Here is a 24038-nt window from a genome sequence, read left to right as displayed (position 1 = left end):
TGGCGTTTTCACGCTAGAGATTGATGACAAAAAAGCAGGGAGATGATGTCACCGTGCCAATCAACGCCCGCGACCTTGCGTTAGATACGCTGCTGTTAATGGCCGTCGCCACGCTAGTGCTGATGGGGGTGGTGGGCGCTGTGTTGGGGGTAGCCGATGCGCACTCGCTGTTTACGGTTGCTCTGGTGCCGGACGCCGCCGTTGCCACCTGCCTGGCAAGCGTTGGGGTACTTGCCGCCCTGCAGCGCTGGCGAAGCGTCCGGCTGATTTGTGCAGTGGGGCTCGCGGGGCTGTCGCTGTATACCTTAGTCCACAATGTGCTTTCCGGCTCATTATCGCCCTCCTGGCTCACCGGCGAGGCGCGTATGACCAGCTTGGGGGGGTTGGTGCTTTTAGCGGTGGCGCTGGCTTTAGGCTGGGGCCAGTCAACCTCTAAACGACGGGCGTTATGGTTGCCAGTAGGGCTTGGGCTGTGGCTGTTTGGCGGCGTAGTGCTGGCGAGGCTCTGGATCGGGGTTGAGCTGGATGAGCCGATATTTTCTTCATCGCCTGTGGCCGTGGTGGTGTTCACACTGCTGTTAGGGTCGGCCATGGTGGCGGTTTACGCTCGTCGCTCATCCGAGCCGCTCAATCTTAGCCGGCTGACGGCGCTATCAGGTTTGGCTGGCGTGGCTGCCAGCTTCGTGGTCTGGTGGTTGCTCAGCTTGCAGCAGTTTACCAATACTCAGCAGCAGGCCATGTACCTGCTGGACAATGTGCAGTTGAACGCCGAAAAGGCGGTGACTTCGCGTCAGCGCCTTTTACAACGTATGGCTGAACGCATCGAAGCCGCTCCCAGCGCCTTCGATCGAGATCTGCTTACGCTGGATGGGCAGCGCTATTTACGCGATACGCCAAGCCTGCAGGCGATGGCCCTGGTCGATGAAGGCTTGAGCCCCATCTGGACCCATGAACGCACCTCAAGTAGCCGGGCGTGGCTTCTGCAGCAGCTTGATAAGCCGTCGGTACAGGATTGGCTGGCGGTTCCCTTTGATCGACCGTGGGTGGTGATTTCCGACCCACAAACGCCCAGTTTGGCGTTTGTGGCGATGCCTGTCGGCCAGCGGGCTCAACAATTCGTGGCGAGCCTCGATCTAGCCGTGCTGCTGGATAATGATTTGCGCCTGGAGCTTGGGCCATTTCAAGTCAACATCAGCCGCGGCGATACGCCTCTGCTGATGCTTCAACCGCCGGGGTTCCAGGCGGACACCGATTTACATCCTGGAATGGTATTAGCGACGCGGCACGCGGGCCTGCCCGGTGGCGTTAGCCTGCAGCTCCAGGCGTTACCGGGCAGTCATTACAACTGGTATTTGGCCGGTTTTGTACCTGTGTTGGTGGCCATGGCGGGGCTGATGCTGAGCGGTTTGTTGGCTTTTAGCCTGGGGTTGGTCGGGGCCAGTGCCGCTCGGGCAAAAGAACTCGCAGAGGCGCGGCAAAACCTTGAGGATCAGCAGCATATCCAGCGGATGATCGCTCAAGAAGCGCCCCTTGACGATATACTGGAAAGCCTCTGCCGGTTGCTTGAGCGCCAGCTGCCTGGCGCGTTGTGTTCCATCATGCTGGCGAATAACGCCAAAACACACCTGAATTTGGCAGCGGGCGAACGGCTGCCCGCGGTCTTCCGCGAGGCCATTCAACAGATCGCGATTGGCCCTGCTGTCGGCGCGTGCGGCAGCGCCGCCCATCAACGTCGCCAAGTGGTCTGCCAGTGCATCGGAAGCGATGAGCGCTGGAAAGGGTATCACGAGGTTAGCCGGCAAGCGGGGCTGGCGGCTTGTTGGTCGAGCCCGGTAATGGGCAGCAGCGGGCAGCTGTTGGGGACCTTTGCGACCTACTACGGTCAACCGGGTGTGCCTACTGAGCGTGATGCCTTGCTGATCGACAAAGCCGCCGGGCTAATGGCGCTAGCCGTGGAGCGTTTTCAGGTGCGGCGTTCGCTTGAGGAAAGCGAGCAGCGCTACCGCTCGTTATTTATCCACCATCCTGATGCGGTTTTCTCGCTTGATGAGCAGGGGCAGTTTGTCACGGCGAACGCCACCTGTGCGGCGATTAGCGGCTACGCTATTGACGAGATTGTCGGCCAACATTTCGATGCCTTCATCTTCGAAGAAGACAGCGAGGCAATCAATCAGCGCTTTCAAACGGTGATGCAGGGCGGCATCATCCGCTACGAGCTGACGATTCGTGACCGCGCCGGCCGGCCCCACATCATGGATTTGATTAATCTACCGATCGTAATCGACGGTGAGATTCAGGGGCTTTATGGCATTGCTCAGGAAGTCACCGAAAAACGCGAGCAAGAGTCCCGGCTGCGCACCCTGGAGCGTTGCGTGGAAGCGAGCGTCAACGGCATATTGATTGCCGATGCGACCCAGCCAGAGCTGCCCATCGTTTACGCCAATCGGGCCTTTACCATGATGACCGGCTATGCCCAGGCCGAGGTGCTGGGTCAAAACTGTCGTTTTTTGCAGGGCGCGGGAACCGATCCGACCGATGTTGCGCTAATTCGCCAGCATTTAAGCGAGCAGCGCGATATTCACGTCACGCTGCGCAATTATCGCAAAGACGGCAGTCTGTTCTGGAATGATTTATACATCGCACCGGTGCGCAATCCTGATGGACAGTTAACCCACTACGTTGGCGTACAGCACGACGTCACCGAGCACAAAGCCTTTGAGGCAAGGCTTGCCTACTTCGCAACCCACGATGACCTAACGCAACTACCCAACCGGTCGCTGTTTGAGGATAAATTAAGCGAAGCCTTTGCGTTTGCTCAGCGCCAACACCAGCGGGTCGCGGTGTTGTTTGTTGATTTGGATGATTTCAAACCCATCAACGACAATTTAGGGCACGCCGTTGGCGACCGGGTACTGGAAGACGTTGCTCAACGACTACTCAGTGCAGTGGGCGAGCAACATCTGGTGGCCCGTCTAGGCGGCGACGAATTCGTCATTTTGCATTCCTGGGTGGACAATGACACCCAAGTGGTGGACGTCGCCGAGCAGCTGTTGGCCGCCTTGTCGCGTCCCTATTGTATTGAAGGACATGAGTTATACCTGACGGCGAGCGTGGGCATCGCCATCAGCCAAGACGACACATTAGAGCCACAAATGCTTATTCAACAAGCAGATATGGCAATGTACAAAGCCAAGCAGCAAGGCCGCAATGCTTACCAATGGTTCACCGAGGCGTTCACCGATACCGCCAGCGAACGGTTGATCCTGCGCAACGACCTTCAGGAAGCCATCGAGTGTCAGGCGTTTGAACTGTATTATCAGCCGTTGCTTAACCGTCGCGGGCAGTTGACGGGCGTTGAAGCCTTGCTGCGCTGGCGACACCCAACCAAGGGCTTTATCTCACCGGCGCGTTTTATTCCGCTGGCCGAAGCCACCGGGCAGATAATGCCGATCAGCGAATGGGTGTTGGATCGTGCCTGCCGCGATATGCAGGCCCTCTCAGAGCAAGGGCGCGGCAATATTGTCGTCGCGGTGAATTTATCGCCCCTGCAGTTTCAGCGGTCGAGCTTTCTTGCCACGTTGCGCCAAACGCTAATGGCGACCGGGCTGCCCCCTCAGCAACTGGCGCTGGAGCTCACCGAAGGGATTTTGATGGAGAATGCCGAGGCGGCCATTGACACCTTGCATGCGCTGCGCAGCATGCAAATCGGCGTGTCTATCGACGATTTCGGCACAGGCTTCTCAAGCCTTAGCTACTTAAAGCACTTGCCGATTAGCACGGTGAAAATCGATCGCAGCTTTATTAATGAGCTGGATCATAGCGACAACGATGCCGCGATTGTGCAAGGCATCATTTCCATGGCGCATCATTTAGATTTGAACGTGGTGGCCGAAGGTGTTGAAACTGCTGAGCAGCATCAGCGTTTGCTGGATTATCAGTGCGATACGTTTCAGGGGTTTGGATTGGCCAAACCGATGCCGCTGGAGGCCTTGGTAGCGTTCATCGATTCACTCCACGAAAAAGCAGGCGCTTACGGTGACACCTAACGTCAATAACATGCCCGTTCAGCAGGGCGAGTGGTATCTTTATTTACTCGAATGCCAGCGCGGGACATACGCGGGTATCACCAATGATTTGGCGAAGCGCTACCGCGCCCACGTTACGGGCAAAGGCGCGCGCTTTACGCGGGCCAACCCACCGTTAGCTTTGCTGGGGGCGCAGCCGTTTCCCGACCGGGCGAGTGCCAGCCGCGCTGAATATGCGTTGAAGCGCCAAACGCCGAGTCGAAAACGTGAATGGGCCACTCAGTGGCCCTGCTCAAGGGAGTTAACGCGGGTGGTTAGCGAGTGTAATGCCACGGATCAGGGCTAACGACGTTTGGCGATTTCAGGAGACATCATGCTCATTTTTCATTCAGACAACACTCGATTGCGCCAAGCACGTACAGAACTGCACGACGGCACGCTGGTGGCTCCCTTCGAGTGCCCCGAGCGCATTGACCTGGTGTTAAAGCACATCCAGAAAACCGCGGTGGGCGAAGTGCGAGAGCCTAAGTCCTACGGACTGGATCCGGTGCTGGCGGTACACGATGCCGGGTACGTGAACTTTTTAGCGGACTGTTGGCATGAATGGGTAGCAGCTGGCCACGAAGGCGAGGCGATTCCCAATATCTGGCCCGCTCGCACGATGCGCGGTGATCGTATCCCTCACACGGTGAGTGGCAAGCTGGGCTATTACGCCCTGGCGGCGGAAACTTCTATCACCGAGGGCACCTTTGAAGCTGCCATGGCCAGTAAAGATGTCGCCTTGGGTGCGACATCGCACACGCTTGCCACCGGTGAGCCAAGCTATGGTCTTTGCCGACCGCCTGGGCACCACGCCGCGGTGGATCAGTTCGGCGGCTACTGCTTTTTCAACAATGCCGCCGTGGCGGCTCAGTGGGCGTTGAACCAAGGCAAACGCCGCGTGGCTATTTTAGACGTCGATTTTCACCATGGTAACGGTACCCAGCAGATCTTTTATGAACGCGACGATGTGCTGTTTATCTCGCTGCACGGCGACCCCGAGGTGACTTTTCCGTACTATCTTGGCTATGCGGATGAAACGGGGCTGGGAAGCGGGGAAGGCTTTAACGTCAATTACCCGTTGCCACCGGGCACCAGCGTTGCCACCTGGATGGCCACACTGGACAACGCCTTAGGGCAAATTAAACAGACCCAGTGTGACATGCTTATCGTGTCGCTCGGGGTGGATATCTTCGAAGGCGATCCGATTAGCGCTTTTACCTTTAAAAACAGCGATTTTGAAATATTAGGCCAACGCCTTTCAAGCGCCGACTTGCCAACGGTATTGCTCATGGAAGGCGGCTATGCCGTGGATGACATTGGTATCAATGTGGTCAATGTGCTACAAGGCTTTAAACAGGGTATAAGTTAAGACGTAGCCAGTTGATAGCCGAAGACAATTCGGGCAGGCTAACGCCCTTTTAACAGGGCAGGGAGTTGATGCGTGGCCGTTTATGGCGGTATTCAAGCACATGAGTTGGAGCGTTGGTTATACGCCTTAACCAACGCTGCCTATGACCGACGCTGTCCGCTTTCCAAAGTGCACGGCGGTGATGCTCGTGCGCGAACGGCACGCCAAGACCTGCTGCATCTGGCCAATGCGTTTCGCAGTGGCGAGCAAAGCCGCGACGATACCGCGCTGGCGCTGGGCCGCTGGTGTGAAAGCTACCTAACGGAAGCCGAATGGTACGTTTTAGCGGGCGCGCGGCAGAAAGCCGATGTGTCGGATAACGAGGCGGAAAGCCTTGCCGTGCTCAAACAGCACCAGGTGGGGTAAAGCCAGCCGTAGCCTTCAGGCTGACGGTGCACGGTTTTCCTTACGGTCAATGGCGACCAGCGGATGGCGGTGTCGGTGGGGCAGTGCCTCGCCGCTGCCATTGAAAAGGTGCGCGCAGGCCGGATCGAAGGAAAAGCGTACTTGATCGTGCACCCGGTGAGCGACATCGCCGTCGGCTACCAATGTCCATTGGCTGTCAGCGTTCTCTAGATACAGGGTGGTCGCTCCGCCAAGTCGCTCAATGACCAAAATGTTACCCGTCAACGGCCCCTGATCATCGAGCGTGAGGTGCTCTGGACGGACGCCCAGCGTCAGCGTGTCGCCGCTGCTGACACCGTTGGCCTCGACCGGAACCCGACAATCGCCGCCGGGCAGCACCACATCGACCCCCTCAGCGTCAGCCCCGCGAACCTCGACACCCAGGAAGTTCATCTTCGGCGAGCCTATGAAGCCGGCCACGAAGCGGTTGCGTGGGTGATGGTAGAGCGCCATCGGCGAACCGATCTGCTCGACCACGCCGCCCTGCAACACAACAATCTTATCGGCCATGGTCATGGCCTCGATCTGGTCGTGGGTGACGTAGATCATCGTCGCGTCGAGCTCCTCGTGCAGTCGGGCCAGCTCGATGCGCATCTGTACGCGCAGCGCCGCGTCAAGATTCGATAGCGGCTCGTCGAATAGGAAGATGCTTGGGTTGCGCACGATTGCCCGGCCGATCGCCACGCGCTGGCGCTGGCCGCCGGACAGCGCGCGGGGCTTGCGGTCGAGAAGCTCTTCGAGTTGCAGGATGCGCGCGGCAGCAAGGACTTTCTCGCGACGCTCGGCCTTGGGCACCTTGGCCAGGCGCAGGCTAAAGCCCATGTTGTCCTCGACGGTCATATGCGGGTAAAGCGCGTAGCTCTGGAAGACCATCGCCAGACCGCGGTCGGCTGGGCCAACGTCGTTGATGCGTTCACCGTCGATCAAGATGTCGCCGCTGGTGGCGCTCTCGAGCCCGGCGATCATGCGCATCAAGGTCGACTTGCCGCAGCCCGAGGGCCCGACGAAAACCACGAATTCGCGGTCTTTGACCTCTAGATCGACCCCCTTGATGACTTGGGTGCCACCGAAGTCTTTGACGATGTTGTTGAGTTGTAGCGTTGCCATGTCGGGTTCCTTGCGGTTCGGGCGGTTACTCGAATTGTGGTTACCAGAGGGTGTAGCCGCCATCCACCACGACGATGGAGCCGGTCATGAAACTCGATGCATTACTGGCCATATAGACGATGGTGGGGCCGAGCTCTTCGGGAGTGGCGGCGCGCTGCATGGGCGCGTCGTCGATCCAGCGTGGTTTGAACTTGGGGTCGTCGACCGGCGCCATGCTGGTTTTGACGTAGCCGGGAGCCAGCGCGTTGACGCGAATGCCGAAGGGGGCCCATTCTGCGGCTAGCGACTTGGTCAATTGATGCACCGCGGCCTTGGAGGCGTTGTAGGCGGGCTGCATCTGTGGGCGGTTGACGATCATCGCCGAGATCGAGCCAATATTGATGATCACGCCGCCGCGCGACTGCATCCGCCGTCCGGCGGCCTGGGCGCAGTACCAGAGCCCGTGGACGTTGATATTGAAGATGTCCTGCCAGCGCTCTGGGGTGACATCCAGCGCCGGCGCGTGCTGGCAGGCGCCGGCGTTGTTGAGGAAGATATCGACCGGGCCGAGGGTGGCCTCGACCTCGTCGAGCAGGGTGTCAGCCGCTTCGGGTTGGGTAATGTCGACTTCCACCGCCATGGCGCGGTGCCCGGCGTCCTGCAGGGCCTTGACCACTTCCAGGCTGCGCGCGTGCCCACGGGCGGCGATGGCGACCTGAGCGCCGGCCTGGGCCAGCGCATGGGCGAATGCTTCTCCGAGCCCGCCGTTACCGCCGGTGACGACGGCGACCTTGCCGCTGAGATCGAACTGTGACATCACGTTCATGGTTGTCTCCCTGTTTATTGTAGAGCCGTTATTGTCGGGGCCGTTACCGTAGATCCGTTGTCTTAGGGCCAGTTATTTCACCGCGCCCAGGGTCAGCCCTTGAACCAGCCAGCGCTTGACCAGCAGCCCGGCAATCGCCATCGGGCAGACCACGATGGTGCCGATCGCCAGCAGCTTGCCCCAGTCGATGCCGGTCTGGGTCAGCAACTGCGCCGCGGCAATGGGAATGGTCTGCGTGCTGGGCCCGGAAAACGTCTGGGCGAAGGCGTAATCGTTCCAGGCGAAGATGAAGCACAGGATAGCGGTGGTCACCAGCCCGGGGGTCATCAGTGGCAGCACGACGTAGCGGAACGCCTGGAGCTTGGTGGCACCGTCGATCATCGCTGCCTCCTCCAGGTCGAGAGGCAGGTCGTCGAAGAACGCGGTCATCAACCAGATGGCGAAGGGCAGGTTGAAACTCAGGTAGGCGACGATCAGGCCGGCGTGGGTGTCGAGTAGGTAGAGGTAACGGAACAGCAGGTACAGCGGCACGATGACCGCGGCGATCGGCGCCATACGGGTGCTGATGATCCAGAAGGCCAGGTGCTGCTTGCCCTTGATCCTGATCCGCGACAGCCCGAAGCCGGCCATGCAGCCGAGCACCACGGCGATCAGCGTCGAGACCCCGGCGATGAACAGGCTGTTGAGCAGGTAAGGCCAGAGGCTGTTGCCGCTGCTGAACAGTGAGGTGTAATGCTCCAGAGTTGGGGTAAAGAAGACGCGTGGCGTACCGGCGGTGATGATGTCGTTTGGCTTGAAAGAGGACAGCACCATCCAGGTGATCGGTATCAGCGTCCATAACAGCAAGAGCGTTAGCAGAGCGATTTTGAACGTGAGGGGCAGCCAGCGTTTGGAGGTTTTCATGAACTCGTCTCCTGGCGTTTGAGCAGTTTCGTGAACGCCGTAGCGACCATTATCGAGAACACCAGCATGGTGATGCCCACCGCGGCGGCATAGCCCAAATCAAAGAACCGGAAGGCGATGTCGTAGAGCCTAATGGGGATGATCTTGGTGGAATCCGCGGGCCCGCCGTTGGTGGTGATGAAGATGATCGCGAAGAAGCGAATCGCGTCCATGGCGCGGATCAGCAGCGCCACCAGTAGGATGTTGGAGATCGACGGTAGGATGATATAGAGCAGTTTCTGGCCGTACTTGGCGCCGTCCATCTCGGCCGCTTCCAGGGTGTCCTCGGGCACCGAGGCGAGCCCCGCGAGGACGATCAGCGCGACCAGCGGCGTCCATTCCCAGACGTCCATGAGGATGACCGCGACCATCGCGGAACCCACGCTGCCCAGGATGTTGCCGTCGAACAGGCCGGTTTCATTGAGTAGCCAGGCATACAGGCCATGGCTGGGGTCAAGCATGAAACGCCCCAGCAGCCCGACGATCACCGGGGCGATGAACATCGGGATCAACAGCAGCGAGATGATGATGTTGCTGCCCCGCGTTAGGCTATAAACCAGCAGCGCCATCACGGTGCCGATGACCATCTCCAGGCCCACCGTGGCCAGGAAGTAGACCAGGCTGATCAGCCAGCTGGAGCGGATGTCCGGATCCGTGAACACCCGCTGCCAGTTGTCGAGGCCCGAGAACTCGAAGGCCAGCCCGCCCATCAGGCTGACATCATTGAAGCTCATCCAGATGATCGAGAAGAACGGGACCAGCGTGATCAGGGCGAGCAGAAAAAGCGCTGGCGACATCATCGCCAGCTCGAATCCCTGTCGCCGCGCCGAGGGTTTTCCGGTCGTCAGCGCCATGGGTTACGCCCCAACGATGCGATCGATGCGCTGTTTGGCGCTCTGCATGGTTTCCTCCGGAGACATCTGCCCCGCCAACATCTTGGAAAGCTCGGTGAAGATGACCGTGTCGACCTCGTTCCACTGGGCGATCTTGGGCCTTAAACCGATGTGCTCGTCCTGCCAGGCGGTCAGCATGGTGTCCGCCGTGAGCATGTTGGGCATGTCGGTGGGCGGGGTGCTGGCGGCCTTGACCTCGGGCATGGCGTAAACCGATTGGCGCGTCGGCGTGCCGCCGCCGACCTCGCTCTTCAGCCCCATCAGTTGGGTCTGTGGTGAGGTCGCCCAGACCAGGAATAGCCAGGCTGCTTTCTGCTTTTCGGCAGAGGCGTTGGCGTTGATGCCGATCCCGGTGCCGCCCCACAGGTTGGCGCTGCGCGCCGGGCCCTTGGGCAGCGGGGCGTAACCGATTTTGCCTTGTAGCTGAGAGCTTTCCAGCGAGCCGGCGAACTCGTGCCACTCTGGCATCATCGCGAACTCGCCGTTCTGGAAGGCGTTGGCGACGCCGGTCCAATCCCAACTGGTGCTGCCGGGGTGGGCGACCTTGAGCAACTTCTGGTAGAAGCGCGCGGCTTCCATCGCGGGCTCGCTGGTCAGTTGGCAGGCGCCAGGGGAGTCGGTGCCGAGTAGGCCGACCTGCTGGCCGTTGGCAAAGTAATCGCCGCCGTAGGCGAACAGCACGTTGGAGAAGTCGCACATCAGCGAATCGTACTGCTGAGCCTGATGACCGGTGCCGTACTGAACCTCGCTGGCGTTGCCGTTACTGAACCACTCGGCGATCTGGTAGTACTGCTCCCAGGTGGTGCTGTCCGAGGGGGTTGGGTCGAAGCCGAGATCCTGCTGCATCTGGTCGTGGTATTTTTCGAACAGGTCACGCCGGTAGATCCAGATCATCGTCGGGCAGTCGTAGGGCAGGGTATACAGGCTTTCCCTGTCTTTGAAACGGCCCGCGGCGGCCAGTTGCGTGGGGATGAAGTCCTCGATGCCCTTGGGCACAACCGGCTGTTGGTCGTCGTTGATGAAGGTGTTGAGATCGACCAGGCCGCGGTGATATGGCGCGAGTACCTGGTAAGGATCGGCATAGATCACATCGAAGGCGCTGCGCCCAGCGCCGAAGTCCAGCGCAACTTTCTGTACCAGGGCACCCAACTGCATTTCGGTGATGTTGACGGTGATACCGGTGAGTTCCTGGAAAGACGCCAGGTTGGCGGCGATGGCGGTGGTCGGCGGCGTGTTCTCGGAGATGAATTGGATGGTGGTGCCACTGGCCTGCTTCCAGGCCTCATCGCTGGCCATGCCTTGGGCCAGGGCCGTGCGCAGTGGGCCTGCGCCCATCAACGATAAGCCGGCGAGTCCACCCATTCCTTTTAATATGTCGCGACGCTTGAACTGGGTCATTGTTGTTGTCCTCTCTATGGGTTCAGGTCTGGCGGGGTTAGGTATCAAGCGTGATCTGTAGCTTGACATCGTTGGGTCGTGCGCTTGCGGCACGCTCGAACGCATCGATACTTTGTTCGAAATCAAAGGTCTCCGTAATCAGTGGATTGAGGTCTACCTTGCCCGAAGCGATCAGGTCGATCGCCCGGTCGTAGACGTTGGCGTAGCGGAACACCGTCTCGATGCGCAGTTCCTTGGCTTGCGCCGAAACGATGTCGAAGGTGACCGGCTCGACGGGCATGCCGACCAGCACAATCGCACCGGCAGGCCGGGCGCAGGCCAGAACGTCGTCGTAGACTTTAGGGCTGCCGCTGGCCTCGAACACCACATCGGCGCCCCAGTCGTGGCCACAACGCCTGTCGACGGCTTCTCGCAGGGATTCCCGCGAAACGTTGACCGGCGTGATGCCATTGTAGCGGGCCGCGATCGCTAGCTTTTCCTCAACCAAATCGGAGACCAGCACCTCGCTGGCGCCGCCCGCAAGCGCGGCCAGGGCGACCATCAGGCCGATCGGTCCGGCGCCGGTCACGACGCAGACGTCACCCGGTTGCATGCGCGCCTTAACGACCGCCTGCATGCCGATCGCGAACGGCTCAATCATGGCCCCTTCGGCAAAGGAAACCGAATCGGGAAGTGCGAAGGTGAACGCTGCTGGGTGGACGACCTCGGGCGTCAGGCAGCCGTGGATGGGTGGCGTGGCCCAAAACCGGACGCTGGGGTCGACGTTGTAGACGCCCAGCTTGGCGGCGCGCGAGGTGGGGTCGGGGATGCCGGGTTCCATGCACACCCGCTCGCCCACATGAAGATGGCTTACGTTACGGCCGACGTCAGTCACTACACCGGATGCTTCATGGCCGAGTACCATTGGCTCGCGGACAACGAAGGGGCCGATCTGGCCGTGGGTATAGTAATGCACGTCGCTACCGCAGATGCCGACGGTATGGATGCGCACGCGAACGTCATCCGGGCCGAGCTGACCGGGGAGCTCGATCTCTCGTAACGACAGTTCGCGCTTCTTCTCCAGTACCAGAGCTTTTGCTTTCATGACGCTATTCTCTAATTGTATTTAAAAGGGGCGAGAACCGGCCTTTTTGGGTCTAGTTAACCTCGCTTCAGGCTTAAAACAAATCTACGCGCCATGTCGAAAAAACCGCTAGGCTATAATTTTCTTGGCAATGATACTTTTTTGCAGACTTTCTCAGCGTGGTAGGTAATGGTCTGTTTTAAATGGCACTTTCCATCATGCTCAGGTGGTGCTTTGGGAAAGACGCAAGACTTTTTGTGACCAAAGTATAAAAGGCCAACGGCTCACTTTAATTCAGGATAGTAGAGATCAGGCATGAGCGTCTTATCCAGGCATCGCTGATAGCTGAAAGAGGCACTGATAAACTATGATTACTTCGCATCTCAACGATACGCCTCTTGGTGCGCCTGTTTTCGAGTGCATCAGTCAGGATCCGAAATTCAGTTTCTACTGGCACTGCCATGATTTCCCCGCCCCTATTGCCCGCTGGAATTACCATCCCGAGTACGAGTTACATCTCATCCGTTATTCGGCAGGGCATTATTTTGTAGGGGATTATATTGGCCGCTTCGAACCCGGTAATTTAGTGCTGGTGGGGCCGAATATTCCGCACGCCTGGTTTAGCGAGCTCGATGACGCGCAACCGGTGATCAAGGGGCGTGACGTCGTCCTCCAGTTCAAGGGCGAGTGGCTGGAGCACATGATGGCGCTCTGCCCGGAGCTCAACTGCCTGTCGACGCTCATCGAGGACTCGGCTTTGGGAGTCGAGTTCAAGGGGGAAGAAGCGGCACGCTGTGCCGAGCTGCTGGTCAGGATGGGCGAGCAGGACAATGCCGGTAGGCTACTGACTATGTTGACCATTCTGCGCAGCCTCTCGCAGAGCGAGTACCATACCCTGGCCGGTCGTGGGTACGGCCTGGATGCCAAGGGCGCCTCCACCGAACAGGTCGATGCCGTACTGCGCTATATTCACGACCACTTCCATGAAGAGCTGCGCATGTCGAAATTGGCCGAGAATAACGGCATGACGCCTTCCTCCTTTTCGCGTTTTTTTAAGCACGCTACCGGCGACACTTTCGTTGCCTTCCTCAGGCGGATCCGCATCGGGCACGCTTGCCGACTCTTGCTTGAAGGTAGGCAGTCCATCGCCGATATATGCTTCGAGGTGGGTTACAACAACCTTTCCAATTTCAACCGTCACTTTCGTGAGCTAAAGGGCATGACGCCACGCCAGTACCAGCAGAACACGGCTGACCTTGTGCCGAAGGAATGACAGTAACGAGTTATTAAGCTTGGGTAGTCAGCGTTTGCAGACTGGCAACTGACATAGTGCTGTTTAATCTCCATGACGGCGAGACTGTCAAAATAGCATCGCACTGATACAATGGATAAATGAACAGTGCTTTCGCTACGCCTACCGCTTCGCTCGATGACCCCTTCTATTACCTGACGAACTTTCGCTTCGTTCTGGCCTGGGTGGGGGAGCGCCACGCTGATCTGCTCGCAGCAGACGAGCTCGCTTTTGTTGAACAGTTTGAGAGCTTACCGCAGGCCTCCCAAGCGCTACTGGTGCGCATGGTGATGCGCAAAGGCGAGCTATTTCGGCTTAGCAAGTTAAGCTACGCCGAAGTGGGTGACAGCTTTGAAGCGATGGCGCCCGTGATCGCGTTGGGCTGGGTCGAGTGTGATCCCGCGCTTAACATCGATGAGCTATTTCGCCAGCTACGCCTTGCCGAGTTGCGCCAGGTGTTTGCAAAAGAAATACGCGCCGCCGGGCTTGCCGCATCCAGTGCCAAAAGCGTGCTTTACGACACCTTGGCTAGCCAGCTCAGCGAACCCAGGCGGTTATGCCAGTGGTGGCCGGAGGCAAAAGATCCTGTCCTTCGCCTGAACGTCATGGAGACCTGCGACCGCTTGCGGCTGATGTTCTTTGGCAACCTGCGCCAGGACTGGGCCGAGTTCGTGTTAACCGAGCTTGGCCTCCAGCGTTTTGAAAGTGTGCCCTTCACGCCAGAGTCCCGCGCTTTCCAGTCGCGCCATGAAGTGGATACGTATTTAGCGCTCCATCGCCTTCGCCAACGTCTGGACGTCGGAGAGCTGCCCGCCGACCTTCATCTTGAGGTGCCGCCGCCCTCGGATAACCGCTGGCTGGCCACGCGGCGCGCAAGGCTGTTGCTCCAGTTGGGCCGAGAGGTGGAGCGTAGCGGTGACGTGGCGCTGGCGCTGACGCTTTATAGCGAGTCAGGCAGCAGCGAAGCGCGCATTCGGCAGTGCCGTGTGTTGGAGCGGCAGGGCGACCACCAAGCGGCGTTTGAGCTGGCGGCTCAGGCGCTTAATAACCGCCCTAACGAAACCGAACACCAGGCGCTGGCACGGATTCTGCCCCGCTTGCGGCGGCGGCTTAAATTGCCTGCGGTCGCCAGCGTCCCGGAACCCACCCATGAGCGTTGGGACTTATCATGGCCTGGGCCGCAGTGGGTCGAACGCGCCGTGGTGGAATATCTCAGCGAGCCTGGGTCGCCGGTCTACTATGTCGAAAACGCGCTACTGACCGGACTGTTCGGTCTGCTCTGCTGGCCGGCGATTTTCGCCCCACTGCCAGGGGCTTTCTTCCATCCTTTCCACAATGGCCCAGCGGATTTATACCGCGACGATTTCGTTGTGCGTCGGCGAGACGCCTTCGATGCTTGCCTGGCGCACCTGGAAGACGGCAGTTACCGCGAGATAATTCAGTCGACCTGGCGGGAGAAAAATGGCCTTGCCTCCCCCTTTTTACACTGGGCAATTGTTGATGAGCCGCTCATTGAGCTGGCGCTGGCGTGCATTCCCGCCGCGCACCTGCGCTTGTGTTTTGAGCGGCTGTTGGGGGATCTCAAGGCCAACCGGGCCGGGCTGCCGGATCTGATTCAGTTTTTGCCCGATGCGCCCGTTGGCGAGCCACGCTATCGGATGATTGAGGTCAAAGGCCCCGGTGATCGGCTGCAGGATAACCAGCGCCGCTGGCTTACGTTTTTTCACCGCCATGCCATGCCCGTGTCGGTGTGTTACGTGAGCTGGTCGACTGGCGACGAGCCTGAACCATGAGCGCGACCTATCGCGTGGCGGTGCGCGCGCTGTGCGACTTCACTGCTCGGGAGGGGGATCTCGATCACCGCTTTACCCCGGCGCCCAGTGCGCGCGAAGGGATGGAAGGGCATACGCTGGTGACCAGCCGCCGGGGAGAAGACTATCTTGCTGAACTGCCCCTGTCGGGCAAGTTTGAAGGGCTGATAGTCACCGGCCGCGCCGATGGTTTCGACCCCACGGCCAATCGCCTGGAGGAGATCAAAACCCACCGCGGCAGCCTGGAGCGCATGGCGGAAAACCAGCGCGCCCTCCACTGGGCGCAGGTAAAAGTCTACGGCGCGCTGCTGTGTGCCGAGCGTGGCCTGGAACAGATTACCTTGACGTTGGTTTATCTGGATATTGCCAGCGGCAAAGAGACCCTGATCAGCCAGGAAGCCACTGCCGACGAACTCCAGGCGTTCTTTGCCGACCAGTGCCAACGCTTCCTCGCTTGGGCAGAACAGGAGGCCGTTCACCGTCAGGATCGCGATAGTGGCCTGCAGACCCTGCGCTTTCCCCATGCCACGTTTCGCCCCGGCCAGCGCGAACTCGCCGAAGACGTTTACAAAGCCGCTAGCACCGGGCGCTGCCTGCTCGCCCAGGCGCCCACCGGTATTGGTAAAACCATGGGCACGCTGTTTCCGATGCTTTCGGCCATGCCCCGCCAGCAGCTTGATCGCATCGCCTTTCTCACCATGAAAACCCCCGGTCGCCGCCTGGCGCTGGATGCCCTGGCGACACTGCGCACTAGTGATGAAACACGTCCTTTGCGGGTTCTGGAGCTGGTGGCGCGGGAGAAGGCCTGCGAATACCCCGACCGCGCCTGCCACGGCGAGTCCTGTCCATTGGCAGCCGGTTTTTACGACCGCTTGCCTGCCGCCCGCCAGGCGGCAGTGAACCAAAGTTGGCTGGATCGCGACGCGCTGCGCGAAGTGGCGTTGGCCCACGATGTTTGCCCGTATTACCTGGGTCAGGAGCTGGCGCGCTGGGTAGACGTGATCGTTGGCGACGTTAACCACTGGTTCGACAGCCACGCCCTGCTCCATGGCCTGGCCCAGGCCAACGACTGGCGAACGGGGGTATTGGTCGATGAAGCGCATAATTTGATTGAGCGCGCTCGCGGCATGTACAGCGCCGAACTCGACCAGCAACGCCTAAACCGCTTGCGCCGCTCTGCTCCCAAAGCGCTTTCCCGGCCCTTGGGCCGTTTAGCCCGTCAGTGGCAGGTATTGTTTAAAGACGCGGAAATAGAAGAAGAGGGCGAGCCGGGGAAACCGGCCTACCGCTTGCTAACGGCGCTGCCCGACAAGCTAGTCGCTGCCACTCAGCAGGTGGGCGCTTCAATGACCGATCACCTGGGCGAACACCCCGAAGACGCGACCCCTGAGCTCCAGGAAGTGCTCTTTGAGGCGCTGGCATTTTGCCGCCTGGCGGAGCGCTTTGGCGAGCATTCGCTATGCGATCTTACTCGCCATGGCCGGGGGCGGGCGGTGTTGGGGCTGCGCAATCTGATCCCCGCCGATTTTCTGGCCCCGCGATTTACCACCGCGCACACGGTGGTGCTATTTTCGGCCACGTTGACCCCTGCTCACTACTACCGAGATCTGTTGGGCTTACCGGAGAGCACGGTGCGGCGGGAGGTGGCATCACCGTTTGCCGCCCGCCAGTTGGAGGTGCGTATTCGCCGTGATATTTCCACGCGTTTTCGGGATCGGGAAGCCTCTATTGAGCCGATCGTGGCAACCATGGCGCAGCAGTATCAGCGCAAGCCTGGCCACTATTTGGCGTTTTTCAGTAGCTTTGCCTACCTGGAGGCAGTGCTGGCTCGGTTTCGCCAGGCGCACTCGGAAGTGCCCGTTTTCAGCCAAACCCGCGGGATGCCGGAAGCGCAGCGCGAGTCGTTTCTGGCGCGCTTTGCACCCGGCGGAGAAGGCATCGGCTTTGCGGTGTTGGGCGGTGCCTTTGCAGAAGGCATCGACCTGCCCGGCGACCGCCTGATTGGTGCCTTTATTGCCACCCTGGGCCTGCCGCCGTTTAATGACTTTAACGAAGCGCTTAAAAACCGCTTAACCGAACGCTTTGGCCAGGGCGATGCCTACACCTATCGGATTCCCGGCATGATCAAGGTCGTGCAGGCGGCCGGGCGGGTGATTCGCAGTCCAGACGATGAGGGTGTTGTGGTACTGATGGATGACCGTTTTGCCCAGGCCAGCGTGCGCGCGCTATTGCCCAGTTGGTGGGGAGTTCAATAGGCCGTCGCTTGTGCGGACGGAGAGCTTGGGTAACGAGCGAATGCGTAGTGAACGGTATTGGCAGCAGATGCTTATTGTCCAGTCTCCATGCTGCCATCGCCAAGCGTGAGTACCCCCGCCGGGAAGTAGCCGCGAAAGGTGTGTGTCTAGGACATGGCTGGGTGTTTTACCGCAGAGGCTATCGAGCTTGAATAACGCTTCGTGAAGTGTCCAGGCTCGATAGAACATATTTAATGGGGCAGCTGACGCCAGTATTTCACGGCGTATATCAGCTTCAGGCAAGCACGCTACCAGTCCGCTTAACCGGTCTCGGTGCCGTGAGCGCGCCTGCTCGATGTCGATGCCCACTGGCACTGTGGCGATCCCCGCGATAACGCGCAGGCCGCGATGGGAGAGACACGCCCGCCAGGGCGGGAGAAGCGCAGGGTGCCGTGGCTCGCCGCACCCTCTAGGTGACCACTCACCCACTGGGCAGGGGAAGCCGCGCGCCGCGGCGAGCTGAGAGAGCAGCTCCCTTCCCAACTGCGACAAACAAGCCCCGCTGCTACCAGCGGGCGCTTGTGCCATCACCATGTCGAGGTGAGCTTTCATGGTGATTAATGCAGGGTAACGACATCGCCGCGCAAGGCGACGCCCGCCATGATGGCGCCAGCATGGCACTCGTACTCAGTGTTCGAGGCCATCGGCTGACGGTCGTAAAAGCTTTCAATATTGATGACAGCGTTGCCACCTTCGGCTTTGACGCGATCTTGCAGGCTGAGTAACGCTGATAGCATGACCCAACGGCAGGCCTCTTCGTCTGACTTATTGAGTGCGTTGGTTTTCTTGTTGGTCACGAAATTGCCGTACTCGGTGACGGTCTCCGCGTCAGACGTGTCGCCAAACACAAAGCGGATGTTGGGATCGAGCCGCTCTCTCGCCTCGGGCGTGCTCATGGCCTCTTCAATGGAAAGCATGTGGGTGGTATCGCGTGCAAGGCTCGAGGTGCTCAGTAGCACACCCCCAAGTAGCACTCCGAGTGAAAGCAATCCCCTGGTCATTTAGCGTTCCTTTTCTTGCTTGATTTTATAGCGCCCCGAATGGGGCGCCGTGAAGGCGCTGAAATAGCGCCATTAAGGCCAGCGCCGGAATATCAACGAGGTGTTGATACCGCCGAAGGCGAAATTATTGCTCATCACGTAGTCGCAATCGATGCGCCGCCCTTCGCCGCGCAGGTAGTCCAGGTCGGCGCAATTATCATCGGGCTGCTCAAGGTTGGCGGTGGCGTGAAACCATCCCTCGCGCATCATCTCAATGGCGACCCAGGCCTCGAGTGCACCGCAGGCGCCCAGCGTGTGGCCGGTGAAGCTCTTGAAAGCACTAATGGGGCGCTGGGAGCCGAACACCGCATGGGTGGCATGACTTTCGGCGATATCGCCGCGATCGGTAGCGGTACCGTGGGCACTGACGTAGCCAATCTGCTCTGGCTGTAGTCCCGCGTCGTCGAGCGCCTGGCGAATGGCCAGTTCCATCATGCCGGCGTCGGGCTGAGTGACATGGCGGCCATCGCTGTTGGTGCCAAAGCCCACCAGTTCGGCGTAAATGTTAGCGCCCCGCGCCTGAGCGTGCTCAAGCTCTTCAAGAATCAGCGTGCCGGCCCCTTCGCCAATCACCAGGCCGTCGCGCTCGGCATCGAAAGGGCGCGGCGACGTGTGGGGCGCCTCATTACGTGTACTGGTGGCAAATAGCGTGTCGAAGACCGCCGCTTCAGAGGCTGAAAGCTCCTCACAGCCACCGGCGATCATCGCTGTTTGGCGGCCGAAGCGAATGGCTTCATAGGCGTAGCCGAGGCCCTGGCTGCCCGAGGTACAGGCGCTCGAAGTGGTGTGAATGCGTCCGCGCACGCCGAGGAATACGCCGATATTCACCGGCGCGGTATGCGCCATCATGCGGATATAGGAATTGGCATTGAGCCCATCGGTCGATTTGTTGATCAGCATATTGCCGAAGTCGGCCACGGCGTCGGGCTCACCTGCTGACGCGCCATAGGCGATTCCCATTTGGCCGCTACCCAACAGCGGCGAATCAAGTAGCCCGGCATCCTCGAGGGCTAGCTCGCTGGCACGGGTCGCCATCTGAGCGCCTCGTCCCATGCTGCGCAGTGCGCGACGTTGGTAGTGCCCGGGTAGCGTGAAGTCTTCGACCGGCGCACCGAGCCGGGTGTTGAGGCCTTCGTAACTTTCCCAGTCATCCATATGGCGAATGCCGGTTTGCAGCCGCTCCAGGCGTGCCTTGATGCTGGGCCAATCATTGCCGATCGGTGAGAAGCCTGCCATGCCGGTTACCACCACCCGGTGACCGAGCCCAACCTGGCGTAGCGTGTCATTGGCCATCAGCACATCCCTCCGTTCACAGCGAACACCTGACGGGTGATGTAGCTCGCATCCTGCGAGCACAGAAAGCCCACCGTGGCAGCGACTTCCTCACTGGTACCGGTCCGGTTCATGGGAATCAGCTTGAGCGCTTCCTCGGTCGTCAGTTCATCGGTCATGTCAGTATCTATCAGCCCTGGGGCGACGCAGTTGACCGTGATGCGGCGTTTGGCCAGCTCGACGGCCAGCGCCTTCGTCGCACCGATCAGCCCCGCCTTGGACGCGCTGTAGTTGACCTGGCCGCGATTGCCTACCATGCCCGAGACAGACGACATCACGACGATGCGGCCTGGCGCCCGTCGGCGAACCATGGGCATGACCAGGGGCTTGATCACGTTGTAGAAGCCATCGAGATTGGTGTGGATTACGCTATCCCAGTCGTCATCGGAGAGCGCCGGGAAGGCGCCATCGGCGGTAATGCCTGCGTTGCAGACCGCCCCGTAATAGGCACCATGCGCCTCGATATCGGCTTCTAAGGCTTGGCGTGCCGCTTCGCGGTCGGCGACATCAAAGCACAGTACCCGGGCACTGCGCCCGAGCGCACGGATGTCATCGGCGACTGCCTCGGCGTCGGCTTGGCGACGACGGCAGTGCAGCACGATATCGAAGCCATCCCGCGCCAGGCGCAGGGCAATGGCGCGGCCGATACCGCGGCTCGAACCGGTAACCAGGATGGTGTCCGTCATGAGGTGGTTCCTTTTTGAGTCTCTTCCAGCGCCTGTGGCGTTTCGGGCTGAAAGACGTTGAGTGTGGCACTGGCGATAGGTTGGTTATCGCTATCGCACAAACAGCCATTAAAGGCGCCCAGGCCATTTTCGGCGCGAAAATTGAGTTCGACTTCAATGCGTATTGGCTGGCCGAAGCGAAACAGCGGCAACCGGCATTGGTAGTGTCGCGTGCCGAGTAAAAAGCCGATTTGCGGCGTGTCGCCACCTGTGACCGCCTGGACGCCTGCCCAGGCGGCTACGGCCTGCGCAAGCCACTCAAGCCCGACCCAGCCGGGTATGCCATCAGCGGTGGCAAACAGGTCGTCGCGGCGGGGCGTCACGCTGGCATGCAGGTGCTCATTGCCAACCGCGAGTAGCGTATCAAGTAGGCACATGCCGTGGCGGTGCGGCACGTAGGGGGCGATGTCGCAGGGTAGATCAAGCCGGTGAGAGGCGGGGGATTCAGTCATCAAACCGCTCCAACAGCAAGGCGGTATTGTTACCACCGAAAGCGAAGGCGTTGCTGACCGCCCGGCGGCAGTCGTGTTGTATCGCCCTGGCGTAACTCAGCGGTGGTAATTGCGGGTCGATCTCACCATCGTGAACCTGGGGCGGCAGCCGACCGACGTTGAGCGTTAACCAACAGAACGCCGCCTCCAGGGCGCCGCAGGCGCCCAGGGTGTGACCCGTCAACGCCTTCGTCGAACTGCACGGCAACTGATCTCCGAAAAGGTGTGCAACCGCAATGGCTTCCATGCTGTCGTTCTGGCGTGTCGCGGTGCCGTGCAGGTTGAGGTAATCAATAGCCTTGGCGGGTAGTTGGGCCATGTCCAGGGCCGCTTGAATGGCGGTGATGGCCCCCTGGCCGTCGGGGCGGGGGGCTGAAATATGGTGGGCGTCACTGCTCTCGCCATAGCCGCTGAGCTGGATGCCGCCGGTTTCGGCGGTGACCAGAAACAACGCGGCGGCCTCGCCCAGGTTGATGCCGTCGCGATTGGCCGAAAAAGGCTGGCACGGATGATCGCTAAGTGCTTCAAGGGAGGCGAAACCATTGACGGTCAGGCCGCAGAGGCTATCGGCGCCACCGGCAATCACCGCATCGCAGACGCCACCGGCCAGTAACCGCTTGGCACTGGCGAGAGACCGGGCGCTCGACGTACAGGCAGTAGACAGCGTGTAGGCGGGGCCCTCGAGCTCGAGGCGCTCGGCGACGAAGCTGGCTGAAGAGCCAATTTCATGGCGCTGATAATGGAAATCGCTTGGCCAGTCGCCTTCCTGTTGACGTTTGGCCAGGGCGATCTCGGTTTCGCCGATGCCCGAGGTGCTGGTGCCGAGCACCACGCCGATACGCGCTTGGGGGTTGCGCTTGCGAAAGGCATCGAGCGTCGGCGCGAGCTGCTCCATGGCGGCGGCCAGCAGCTGGTTGTTACGTGAGCGGTGCGCCGCCGGTAAATCATCAGCATCCGGCAGGGCCGTGGTTACCCGTCCTAACGGCAGGGGGCGGCCGGGCGTGAAGGTGTCATCGTAGGCAAGCCCGCGTCGACCAGTGAACAGGGCCTCGGCGATGGTCGCCAAATCGCTGCCGATTGGGCAGACCACCGCCGGGGTCATGAGGCGACAGGGCTGTCCCTGCAGTGGGCTCAATTGGCTGGGCATGAGGTGGCCTTTTGCTGGAGGTCATCAATGGGCGCAATATACAAGCGGTAATCAGCCTCGAGGTCTTCGATCATCCGGCATTCGTCATCGCCGCTGATGCGGGCGATGACGCGCTTGTCATAGCGAATGGTATGACCGTCATCAGTGTCTGCAAGTGACCATCCGCTCGGGCCGAAAGCCTGAGCGAGCGACGCTCGGGGCCACAGGCTCCAACTGATGCGGCTTGCCAGCCACTCAGCCGAAAAGGGCGGATCAAAAGCGGCGTCGTCAAGAAACCGGCTGCCTGACGGGTCATGAACCAATGTCAATAAACGTTGGCCCTGGGGGCTCAGCAGCGCGAGGCGTAGCGCGTTTTCGTCATGTCGCAAAACCCCCACCATCTCGTGCCGCTGATCCTGATGGAGAAACGTCAGACGCTGCATTCGTGTCTCTCTCTCCGGCAGCTCAGAAAGCTCGGGAAGCGGTGCCTCGACCGGCTTGCCGGCACAGCCGACGAGTAGTGCCATGCTCATAACTAACAATGCCTGGCGCAAAAAAGTCGCTGGTTTCATGGGAATAGGCCCTCATCGGCGGCATTGTTAGCGCTATTGGCACAGGCTTTGGCGAGGCTGGTCAAGCGACGACGGCTAGCGTTAACAAAGGGGTTTTCTTCATCCCAGGCGTAGCCGGCAAGTACCGAACTGATCATGGCACGGATACGCGGATTCTGTTGATCGCCGAGAATGATGCGTGGCAGTCGTCCATCATACCAAGCGTCGACGAAGTCACGGAAGGTGGCAATGCCACGGCGCAGCGGTTGCTCGAACTGGCGGTCCCAGTCGATCTTCTCACCCGCGAGCTGACGCTCGACCAAAGGGGCGGCTCGCAGCGCTGAGTCCAGGGCGATGGTGACGCCTGACGAAAAGACCGGGTCGAGGAATTCACCGGCATTGCCCAGCAAGGCAAAACCGGGGCCGTGCAACCGCTCAACATCGGCGGAATACCCTTCCAGACGACCAACATCGCGTATCGCGCTGGCATTGGTCAGCAGTCTGGAAAGCCGGGGTTCGGCATGGATGAAATGCCAAAGACGTTGCGTGTCGTCGATACCGGCGGCGTCCAGCGTTGCCCGATCGCCGACGACACCCACCGACGCCCGTCCATCCCGGAAGGGGATCAGCCAGTACCAGACACCCGGGTGTTCAGGGTGCAAGCCGATCAATATCTTCTCGCGATCATAGTGCGGGCAGTCGATGCGGTCCTCGATGTGGGTGAACAGCGCACAGCGTGATTCGAGGGTCGAGGGCTGGGCAAGACCAGTGAGACGTGCCAACACGCGACCATAGCCGCTGGCGTCGAGCACGAAGCGTGCCTGCAGCGAGCGCCGTTGGCCATGGGCATCCACCAGCGTGAGGTTGGGTTCCCGCTCATCGCTGGTGAAGGCCTCGACTCGGGTTTCAAATTCGACCTTGGCGCCCAACTGACGCGCGCCCTCGATCAGACGCTGATCAAAATCGGCGCGCTCGACCTGCCACGTCGTGCCCGGGCCGGCGCTGAACTTGTCACGAAAATCGATGGCGGCATGGCGGTCTCGCCAGGTGAAGGCCGCGCCGTTCTTGGTCTGAAAACCACCCGCCGTTGCCGCCTCGAGCAAGCCGCAGGCTTCGAGGTCGAGCATGCATTTAGGCAGCAGGCTCTCACCGATGGAAAAGCGCGGAAAACGGCTGCGCTCGATAACCCGGACATCCAGCCCTCGCTGGGCGAGCCAAGCGGCGGCGGCAGCGCCGGAAGGTCCTGCGCCGATGATGGCAACATCGGTGGTGTCATGCGTTTCCATATG

Annotated in this window: 21 protein-coding genes; 7 read left to right on the top strand and 14 right to left on the bottom strand. The window is 60.2% G+C overall.

Annotation, left to right across the window (positions count from 1 at the left end; all coding sequences use genetic code 11):
• Positions 1–23 precede the first annotated feature (23 nt).
• The 4 genes from BLR97_RS05935 to BLR97_RS05920 all read left to right on the top strand — a co-directional run bounded on the left by BLR97_RS05935 (position 24) and on the right by BLR97_RS05920 (position 5841).
• The gene (locus BLR97_RS05935) at positions 24–4046 is read left to right on the top strand and encodes an EAL domain-containing protein (RefSeq protein ID WP_244511247.1); all 4023 of its coding nucleotides are present in this window, start codon (positions 24–26) and stop codon (positions 4044–4046) included.
• A 10-nt stretch (positions 4047–4056) separates the two neighbouring features.
• A complete protein-coding gene (locus tag BLR97_RS05930; RefSeq protein ID WP_089703896.1) occupies positions 4057–4371 on the top strand; it encodes a GIY-YIG nuclease family protein in 315 nt (104 codons plus the stop codon).
• Between the two features lie 27 nt (positions 4372–4398).
• Positions 4399–5436: a histone deacetylase family protein gene (locus BLR97_RS05925; protein WP_089703483.1), complete on the top strand. Its 1038-nt coding sequence runs from the start codon at positions 4399–4401 to the stop codon at positions 5434–5436.
• A gap of 72 nt (positions 5437–5508) precedes the next feature.
• Complete coding sequence (locus tag BLR97_RS05920; RefSeq protein ID WP_089703480.1) at positions 5509–5841, top strand: hypothetical protein; 333 nt, start codon at positions 5509–5511, stop codon at positions 5839–5841.
• Between the two features lie 15 nt (positions 5842–5856).
• Here BLR97_RS05920 and BLR97_RS05915 read toward each other — a convergent pair whose 3' ends face one another.
• The 6 genes from BLR97_RS05915 to BLR97_RS05890 all read right to left on the bottom strand — a co-directional run bounded on the left by BLR97_RS05915 (position 5857) and on the right by BLR97_RS05890 (position 12109).
• Positions 5857–6987, bottom strand: coding sequence for an ABC transporter ATP-binding protein (locus tag BLR97_RS05915; protein WP_089703478.1), 1131 nt, complete (start codon positions 6985–6987; stop codon positions 5857–5859).
• Positions 6988–7027: 40 nt separating this feature from the next.
• The gene (locus BLR97_RS05910; protein ID WP_089703476.1) at positions 7028–7792 is read right to left on the bottom strand and encodes an SDR family oxidoreductase; all 765 of its coding nucleotides are present in this window, start codon (positions 7790–7792) and stop codon (positions 7028–7030) included.
• A gap of 72 nt (positions 7793–7864) precedes the next feature.
• A complete protein-coding gene (locus BLR97_RS05905; RefSeq protein ID WP_089703474.1) occupies positions 7865–8695 on the bottom strand; it encodes a carbohydrate ABC transporter permease in 831 nt (276 codons plus the stop codon).
• A complete protein-coding gene (locus BLR97_RS05900; protein ID WP_089703472.1) occupies positions 8692–9588 on the bottom strand; it encodes a carbohydrate ABC transporter permease in 897 nt (298 codons plus the stop codon). Before BLR97_RS05900 ends, BLR97_RS05905 begins: the two co-directional genes overlap by 4 nt.
• Positions 9589–9591: 3 nt before the next feature.
• Positions 9592–11094 carry an ABC transporter substrate-binding protein gene (locus BLR97_RS05895; RefSeq protein ID WP_244511246.1) on the bottom strand — a complete coding sequence of 501 codons (1503 nt, stop codon included), beginning with the start codon at positions 11092–11094 and terminating at the stop codon, positions 9592–9594.
• On the bottom strand, positions 11063–12109 hold the full coding sequence (locus BLR97_RS05890; RefSeq protein WP_089703467.1) for an NAD(P)-dependent alcohol dehydrogenase: 1047 nt from the start codon (positions 12107–12109) through the stop codon (positions 11063–11065). Before BLR97_RS05890 ends, BLR97_RS05895 begins: the two co-directional genes overlap by 32 nt.
• Before the next feature lie 346 nt (positions 12110–12455).
• On the opposite strand from BLR97_RS05890, the gene BLR97_RS05885 reads away from it, so the two are divergent.
• The 3 genes from BLR97_RS05885 to BLR97_RS05875 all read left to right on the top strand — a co-directional run bounded on the left by BLR97_RS05885 (position 12456) and on the right by BLR97_RS05875 (position 17445).
• Positions 12456–13361, top strand: coding sequence for a helix-turn-helix domain-containing protein (locus BLR97_RS05885; protein WP_089703465.1), 906 nt, complete (start codon positions 12456–12458; stop codon positions 13359–13361).
• A 119-nt stretch (positions 13362–13480) separates the two neighbouring features.
• Positions 13481–15172, top strand: a complete 1692-nt coding sequence (locus BLR97_RS05880) for a VRR-NUC domain-containing protein (protein WP_089703463.1) — start codon at positions 13481–13483, stop codon at positions 15170–15172.
• Entirely contained in the window at positions 15169–17445 is a 2277-nt protein-coding gene (locus BLR97_RS05875; protein ID WP_089703461.1) for an ATP-dependent DNA helicase, read from the top strand. The genes BLR97_RS05880 and BLR97_RS05875 overlap by 4 nt, the downstream gene beginning before the upstream one ends.
• Here BLR97_RS05875 and BLR97_RS05870 read toward each other — a convergent pair.
• The 8 genes from BLR97_RS05870 to BLR97_RS05835 all read right to left on the bottom strand — a co-directional run bounded on the left by BLR97_RS05870 (position 17416) and on the right by BLR97_RS05835 (position 24035).
• The gene (locus tag BLR97_RS05870; RefSeq protein WP_170832987.1) at positions 17416–18036 is read right to left on the bottom strand and encodes a 4'-phosphopantetheinyl transferase superfamily protein; all 621 of its coding nucleotides are present in this window, start codon (positions 18034–18036) and stop codon (positions 17416–17418) included. The two genes, BLR97_RS05875 and BLR97_RS05870, sit on opposite strands and share 30 nt — an antisense overlap.
• Positions 18037–18041: 5 nt before the next feature.
• The gene (locus BLR97_RS05865; protein ID WP_170832986.1) at positions 18042–18485 is read right to left on the bottom strand and encodes an excinuclease ATPase subunit; all 444 of its coding nucleotides are present in this window, start codon (positions 18483–18485) and stop codon (positions 18042–18044) included.
• A gap of 72 nt (positions 18486–18557) precedes the next feature.
• A complete protein-coding gene (locus BLR97_RS05860; RefSeq protein ID WP_089703456.1) occupies positions 18558–19817 on the bottom strand; it encodes a beta-ketoacyl-ACP synthase in 1260 nt (419 codons plus the stop codon).
• Entirely contained in the window at positions 19817–20542 is a 726-nt protein-coding gene (fabG, locus tag BLR97_RS05855; RefSeq protein ID WP_089703454.1) for a 3-oxoacyl-ACP reductase FabG, read from the bottom strand. The genes BLR97_RS05860 and fabG overlap by 1 nt, the downstream gene beginning before the upstream one ends.
• The gene (locus BLR97_RS05850) at positions 20539–21033 is read right to left on the bottom strand and encodes a hotdog family protein (RefSeq protein WP_089703451.1); all 495 of its coding nucleotides are present in this window, start codon (positions 21031–21033) and stop codon (positions 20539–20541) included. The genes fabG and BLR97_RS05850 overlap by 4 nt, the downstream gene beginning before the upstream one ends.
• Positions 21026–22219, bottom strand: coding sequence for a beta-ketoacyl-[acyl-carrier-protein] synthase family protein (locus BLR97_RS05845; protein WP_089703449.1), 1194 nt, complete (start codon positions 22217–22219; stop codon positions 21026–21028). Before BLR97_RS05845 ends, BLR97_RS05850 begins: the two co-directional genes overlap by 8 nt.
• Positions 22204–22770: a DUF3261 domain-containing protein gene (locus BLR97_RS05840; RefSeq protein WP_089703446.1), complete on the bottom strand. Its 567-nt coding sequence runs from the start codon at positions 22768–22770 to the stop codon at positions 22204–22206. Before BLR97_RS05840 ends, BLR97_RS05845 begins: the two co-directional genes overlap by 16 nt.
• Positions 22767–24035: an NAD(P)/FAD-dependent oxidoreductase gene (locus BLR97_RS05835; RefSeq protein WP_089703444.1), complete on the bottom strand. Its 1269-nt coding sequence runs from the start codon at positions 24033–24035 to the stop codon at positions 22767–22769. Before BLR97_RS05835 ends, BLR97_RS05840 begins: the two co-directional genes overlap by 4 nt.
• Positions 24036–24038 lie beyond the last annotated feature (3 nt).

It is taken from the genome of Vreelandella arcis, from assembly GCF_900103865.1.
Taxonomy (GTDB): Bacteria; Pseudomonadota; Gammaproteobacteria; order Pseudomonadales; family Halomonadaceae; genus Vreelandella; species Vreelandella arcis.
The sequence above is the reverse complement of the archived record's forward strand: the minus strand, read 5'-3'. Positions and strand labels throughout refer to the sequence as shown.

Excerpts from the sequence above, each read along its gene's own strand:
- BLR97_RS05935 (WP_244511247.1), top strand. The coding sequence starts at position 24 with ATGACAAAAAAGCAGGGAGATGATGTCACCGTGCCAATCAACGCCCGC.
- BLR97_RS05930 (WP_089703896.1), top strand. The coding sequence starts at position 4,057 with ATGCCCGTTCAGCAGGGCGAGTGGTATCTTTATTTACTCGAATGCCAG.
- BLR97_RS05925 (WP_089703483.1), top strand. The coding sequence starts at position 4,399 with ATGCTCATTTTTCATTCAGACAACACTCGATTGCGCCAAGCACGTACA.
- BLR97_RS05915 (WP_089703478.1), bottom strand. The coding sequence starts at position 6,987 with ATGGCAACGCTACAACTCAACAACATCGTCAAAGACTTCGGTGGCACC.
- BLR97_RS05910 (WP_089703476.1), bottom strand. The coding sequence starts at position 7,792 with ATGAACGTGATGTCACAGTTCGATCTCAGCGGCAAGGTCGCCGTCGTC.
- BLR97_RS05905 (WP_089703474.1), bottom strand. The coding sequence starts at position 8,695 with ATGAAAACCTCCAAACGCTGGCTGCCCCTCACGTTCAAAATCGCTCTG.
- BLR97_RS05900 (WP_089703472.1), bottom strand. The coding sequence starts at position 9,588 with ATGGCGCTGACGACCGGAAAACCCTCGGCGCGGCGACAGGGATTCGAG.
- BLR97_RS05895 (WP_244511246.1), bottom strand. The coding sequence starts at position 11,094 with ATGTCAAGCTACAGATCACGCTTGATACCTAACCCCGCCAGACCTGAA.
- BLR97_RS05890 (WP_089703467.1), bottom strand. The coding sequence starts at position 12,109 with ATGAAAGCAAAAGCTCTGGTACTGGAGAAGAAGCGCGAACTGTCGTTA.
- BLR97_RS05885 (WP_089703465.1), top strand. The coding sequence starts at position 12,456 with ATGATTACTTCGCATCTCAACGATACGCCTCTTGGTGCGCCTGTTTTC.
- BLR97_RS05880 (WP_089703463.1), top strand. The coding sequence starts at position 13,481 with ATGAACAGTGCTTTCGCTACGCCTACCGCTTCGCTCGATGACCCCTTC.
- BLR97_RS05875 (WP_089703461.1), top strand. The coding sequence starts at position 15,169 with ATGAGCGCGACCTATCGCGTGGCGGTGCGCGCGCTGTGCGACTTCACT.
- BLR97_RS05870 (WP_170832987.1), bottom strand. The coding sequence starts at position 18,036 with ATGAAAGCTCACCTCGACATGGTGATGGCACAAGCGCCCGCTGGTAGC.
- BLR97_RS05865 (WP_170832986.1), bottom strand. The coding sequence starts at position 18,485 with ATGACCAGGGGATTGCTTTCACTCGGAGTGCTACTTGGGGGTGTGCTA.
- BLR97_RS05860 (WP_089703456.1), bottom strand. The coding sequence starts at position 19,817 with ATGGCCAATGACACGCTACGCCAGGTTGGGCTCGGTCACCGGGTGGTG.
- fabG (WP_089703454.1), bottom strand. The coding sequence starts at position 20,542 with ATGACGGACACCATCCTGGTTACCGGTTCGAGCCGCGGTATCGGCCGC.
- BLR97_RS05850 (WP_089703451.1), bottom strand. The coding sequence starts at position 21,033 with ATGACTGAATCCCCCGCCTCTCACCGGCTTGATCTACCCTGCGACATC.
- BLR97_RS05845 (WP_089703449.1), bottom strand. The coding sequence starts at position 22,219 with ATGCCCAGCCAATTGAGCCCACTGCAGGGACAGCCCTGTCGCCTCATG.
- BLR97_RS05840 (WP_089703446.1), bottom strand. The coding sequence starts at position 22,770 with ATGAAACCAGCGACTTTTTTGCGCCAGGCATTGTTAGTTATGAGCATG.
- BLR97_RS05835 (WP_089703444.1), bottom strand. The coding sequence starts at position 24,035 with ATGGAAACGCATGACACCACCGATGTTGCCATCATCGGCGCAGGACCT.